Here is a 4335-nt window from a genome sequence, read left to right as displayed (position 1 = left end):
TGGCAGGTCAGGTGAATTGTTCTTGCGGGATTACTTGATCAGTTCGGACAGCTTGCCCGTCTTGTCTTTCCACTCGTCCGCATCGGGCAGCGCAGCCTTGCGCTTGGTGATGCTGGGCCATTTCTTCGCCAGATCGGCGTTGATCTTGATCATGTGGACCTGGTCGCCGGGGACATCCTCTTCCGGAACGATCGCGTTGACCGGGCACTCGGGAATGCACACGGCGCAGTCGATGCACTCGTCCGGATCGATCGTCAGGAAGTTCGGGCCTTCGCGGAAGCAATCGACCGGACACACGTCGACGCAATCGGTGTACTTGCAACGGATGCATGCTTCGGTGACGACGTGGGTCATGGTGCTGGCTCGAAATAAGAAGAAAAAGGTGCCTGAAAGCTGCCGTGCCGGATGGCAAAAMGAGCGATTTTAAGGGCTTGGGGTTTTCACCGGAAGCGCGAGGTCCTTGGCAGGGGCTTTTGCTTGCTTTGCAGCAACTGGTTCTGCCACCACGGATCGGGCCCCTTCGCCCACGGTGACGACGGTCGGACGCCCGGCGTGCAGCAGGCTGGCGCGGGGCAGGGTCTGCAGCGTGTGGTCGCTGTGCAACTGGTCGGGCCAGCCGGCGCGCGAGACCACGCTGACGGGTGTGTCGGCCGGCCAGCCGCTGTCCAGCAGGCCGCGCGCCAGCGCCGCGAGCTGCTTGCCGGCCATGTAGAACACCTCGGTGTCGGCGCTGCGGGCGGCGCGCAGTTCGCGCGTCTGCGTCATCGCGGTGGTCAGGCTGACGCTGCGGCCGGCGCCGCGGCGGGTCAGCGGGCGCTGCGTGGCGGCGGCGGCGGCGATCGCGGCCGTGACGCCGGGCACCACTTCGCAGGCGATGCCGGCCTCGACCAGCGCGATCAGCTCTTCCTCGAGCCGGCCGAACACGCTCGGGTCGCCGCCCTTCAGGCGCACGACGGTCGCCACCTCGTTCGCATGCTTCACCAGCAGCGCGTTGATCGTCTGCTGGCCGGTGCTGTCGCAGAAGCCGCGTTTGCCGACGTTGATCCAGCGCGCACGCGGCGCATGGGCGCGCAGCGCCGGGTCGGTCAGCGCGYCGAACAGTACCACGTCGGCCTGCGCCAGCCGCTGCGCGCCGCGCACGGTGATCAGGTCGGCCGAGCCGGGACCCGCGCCGATGAAGATCACGCGACCCAGGGCCATCAGGCGGCTCCCTTGACCAGCAGTGCCCCGCTGGTGCGGTTGCTGGCCGGGTCGACGATGATCAGCGCGCCGCCGACGCGGTTCGACGCGTAGGCCTCGACCGGCAGCGCCTGCTGCGTCTCGACGATCACGTGGCCGATCTCGTTGACGGCCAGCTGGTGCGCATCGATCGCCTCCAGCGTGTGGATGTCGAGCCGGCTCTCGATCGCGGTGATGCGCGCCTGCACCCAGCGGTTGCCGTGGCGCACCCAGTACTTGCGGCCGATGACCGCCGGCTCGGTGTCGAGCCAGGCGAGCGTCGCGCTGAAGCGCTGCGTCTCGTGGATGGTCTGCGGCGTCGCGATCCAGTCGCCGCGCGAGACGTCGAGCTGGCGATCCAGCACGACCCCCGCCGACTGCCCGGCCTCGACGACATCGACCACGTCGCCGGCCAGGCGCACCTCGGCCACCACCGCGGTCTGGTTGCTCGGGAACACCTGCACCGTGTCGCCGGCCTTCACGCGGCCGTGGGCGACGCGGCCGTACAGCGTGCGCGGCTGGTTGCCGGTGCCTTCGCCCTCGCGCGACACGTACTGCACGGGGATCAGCAGGTCGCCGTCCTTGCGCTCCTGCARCGCCGGCAGGGCTTCCAGCAGCTGCAGCAGCGACGGGCCGTCATACCAGTCGGCGGCCAGCGGCTGCGTGACGTTGTCGCCGCGCAGCGCCGACACCGGGATCACGCCGGCCACCGCGATGCCGGCCTGCTGCGCGAACGCGAGCAGCGCGGTCTTCGTSGCCGCGAAGGCCTGCGCCGGGTCGGCCACCGCATCGAGCTTGTTGACCGCAAAGACGATGTTCGGCACGCGCAGCAGGTGCGCCAGCAGYGCATGGCGGCGSGTCTGCGCGAGCARCGGCATCGGGCTGGCGTGGGTGTCGAGCTTGGTGATGTCSACCAGCACGACCGCCGCATCGCTGCCGGCCGCGGCYGTCACCATGTTGCGGGTGTACTGCTCATGGCCGGGGGCGTCGGCGATGATGAACTTGCGCTGCTTGGTCGCGAAGTAGCGGTAGGCCACGTCGATCGTGATGCCTTGCTCGCGCTCGGCCTCCAGGCCGTCGGTCAGCAGCGACAGGTCGATCGGCGCACCGGCGGCRCGCTTCTCCAGCGTGTCGAGCTGGTCGGCCAGGATCGCGCGGCTGTCGAACAGCAGCCGSCCGATCAGCGTGCTCTTGCCGTCGTCGACGCTGCCGGCGGTSAGGAACCTCAAGGCGCGGTGGTCTTTCACTTGAACTTGCGGCGTGCTCATCAGAARTARCCYTCYTTCTTGCGGCGTTCCATCGASGCRTCSGASGTGCGGTCGTCCATGCGGGTCGCGCCGCGCTCGCTCACCGTCACCTTCAGCGTCTCGGCGACGATCTCGGTCGCGTTGGCGGCCGGGCTYTCGACCGGGCAGGTGCAGGTCATGTCGCCGACGGTKCGAAAGCGCACCTCGGCCGTCTCGACCACCTCGCCGGCTTCCGGCGGCGTCACGTCGGTCAGCGGCACCAGCAGGCCCTTGCGGCGGATCACCTGGCGGTCGTGTGCGTAGTACAGRTTCGGCAGCGGGATGTTCTCGCGGGCGATGTACAGCCACACGTCGAGCTCGGTCCAGTTGCTGATCGGGAACGCRCGCATGTGCTCKCCCGGCTTGATGCGGGTGTTGAACAGCGTCCACAGCTCGGGGCGCTGCTCCTTCGGCTGCCATTGGCCGAAGCTGTCGCGGTGCGAGAAGATGCGCTCCTTCGCGCGGGCCTTCTCCTCGTCGCGGCGGGCGCCACCCATCAGCACGTCGAAGCGGTGCTCTTCGATCGCCTCGAGCAGCGCGACCGTCTGGTGGCCGTTGCGCGACTCCAGCGGGTGCGACAGGCGCACCGTGCCGCGCTGGATCGAATCCTCGAGGTGGCCGACGACCAGCCGCTCGCCCATCTCGGCGACGCGGCGGTCGCGGAACTCGATCACTTCCGGGAAGTTGTGGCCGGTGTCGACATGCAGCAGCGGGAAGGGCAGGCGGCCCTTGTACTCGCCGTCGGCACCCTTGGTCTTGAAGGCCTTCTCGGCCAGGCGCAGCACGACGCACGAATCCTTGCCGCCCGAGAACAGCAGGGCCGGGCGCTCGAACGCGGCGACGGTCTCGCGCAGGATGAAGATGGCTTCTTCCTCGAGCCAGTCGAGGTGGCTGTGGTCGAGCTGCGGCAGCAGTTGTTCCACGGTCAGCGGGGCATTCATTTCCGGTCTCCGATCATCGACACGGCGGCCTCTTCGGCCCCGTGCACGTGCAATCCGCACTCTTTCGCCTTCTCGTCTTCCCACCACCAGCGGCCGGCGCGGAAATCCTCGCCCACCGCGATCGCGCGCGTGCACGGCGCGCAGCCGATGCTCGGCATGAACTGGTCGTGCAGCGGGTTGTACGGCACGTCGTTCGACGCGATGTACTGCCACACGTCGTTCCAGCTCCAGTCGGCCAGCGGGTTGAACTTGATGCGGCCCTTGTCGTCGGGCTCGCTGAACGGCACCTCGCCGCGGTTGTTCGACTGCTCGCGGCGCAGGCCGGTGACCCATGCGCTGCGCTGCGCCAGCATGCGCGACAGCGGCTCCAGCTTGCGGATTCCGCAGCAGCCCTTGCGCAGGTCGATGCTCTCGTACATCGCGCGCTCGCCGTGGTTCTTCACGAAGTGGATCACCGCGTCGGCCTCGGGGCGGTAGACCTCGACGGCCAGGCCGTAGCGCTGCTCGATGCGCGGCACCAGCGCGAGCGTTTCCTCGTGCAACTGGCCGGTCTCGAGCGTGCCGATCGCGATCGGGATGCCGTGGCGCGCGATCAGGTCGGTCAGCACCATGTCCTCGGCGCCCAGGCTGGTGGCCTGCACGACGCGGCCCGGGTGCTCGGCGGCCGCCTGCTTCAGCACCGCCACCGCGTGCGCGACGCGCTCGTCGAAGCCGGCCGTCCGGCGGGCGTAGAGGGTGATGGCGCTCATATCGCCGAGCCCGCCTGGTTGAACTCGCGGTTGGTCGTCTCCTGGCCGGCCGGGCGCTTGAACAGCGGGCGGTGCTCGGTGACGTCGGCCTGGTAGTGGCCGGGGAAGAAGTTCAGCGCGCGCTCGGCCACCTCGATCGAC

Annotated in this window: 5 protein-coding genes; all 5 read right to left on the bottom strand. The window is 68.9% G+C overall.

What is annotated here, in order from left to right; all coding sequences use genetic code 11:
- Nucleotides 1–30: 30 nt before the first annotated feature.
- Nucleotides 31–354, bottom strand: a complete 324-nt coding sequence (fdxA, locus tag AC1D15_RS19755; protein ID WP_047508765.1) for a ferredoxin FdxA — start codon at nt 352–354, stop codon at nt 31–33.
- 69 nt (nt 355–423) lie between these two features.
- The gene (cobA, locus tag AC1D15_RS19750; RefSeq protein ID WP_477827317.1) at nt 424–1194 is read right to left on the bottom strand and encodes a uroporphyrinogen-III C-methyltransferase; all 771 of its coding nucleotides are present in this window, start codon (nt 1192–1194) and stop codon (nt 424–426) included.
- A gap of 5 nt (nt 1195–1199) precedes the next feature.
- Nucleotides 1200–2486, bottom strand: a complete 1287-nt coding sequence (locus AC1D15_RS19745) for a sulfate adenylyltransferase subunit 1 (protein ID WP_477827316.1) — start codon at nt 2484–2486, stop codon at nt 1200–1202.
- Nucleotides 2486–3445, bottom strand: coding sequence for a sulfate adenylyltransferase subunit CysD (gene cysD, locus AC1D15_RS19740; RefSeq protein ID WP_477827315.1), 960 nt, complete (start codon nt 3443–3445; stop codon nt 2486–2488). The genes AC1D15_RS19745 and cysD overlap by 1 nt, the downstream gene beginning before the upstream one ends.
- Nucleotides 3442–4194, bottom strand: coding sequence for a phosphoadenylyl-sulfate reductase (locus AC1D15_RS19735; protein WP_477827314.1), 753 nt, complete (start codon nt 4192–4194; stop codon nt 3442–3444). Before AC1D15_RS19735 ends, cysD begins: the two co-directional genes overlap by 4 nt.
- Nucleotides 4195–4335: the final 141 nt, after the last annotated feature.

The organism is Rhizobacter sp. P2_H2, from assembly GCF_056403375.1.
This window is presented reverse-complemented; position numbering and strand designations above follow the sequence as displayed.

Coding starts and splice junctions, on each gene's coding strand:
- AC1D15_RS19735 (WP_477827314.1), bottom strand. CDS start 4,194: ATGAGCGCCATCACCCTCTACGCCCGCCGGACGGCCGGCTTCGACGAG.
- fdxA (WP_047508765.1), bottom strand. CDS start 354: ATGACCCACGTCGTCACCGAAGCATGCATCCGTTGCAAGTACACCGAT.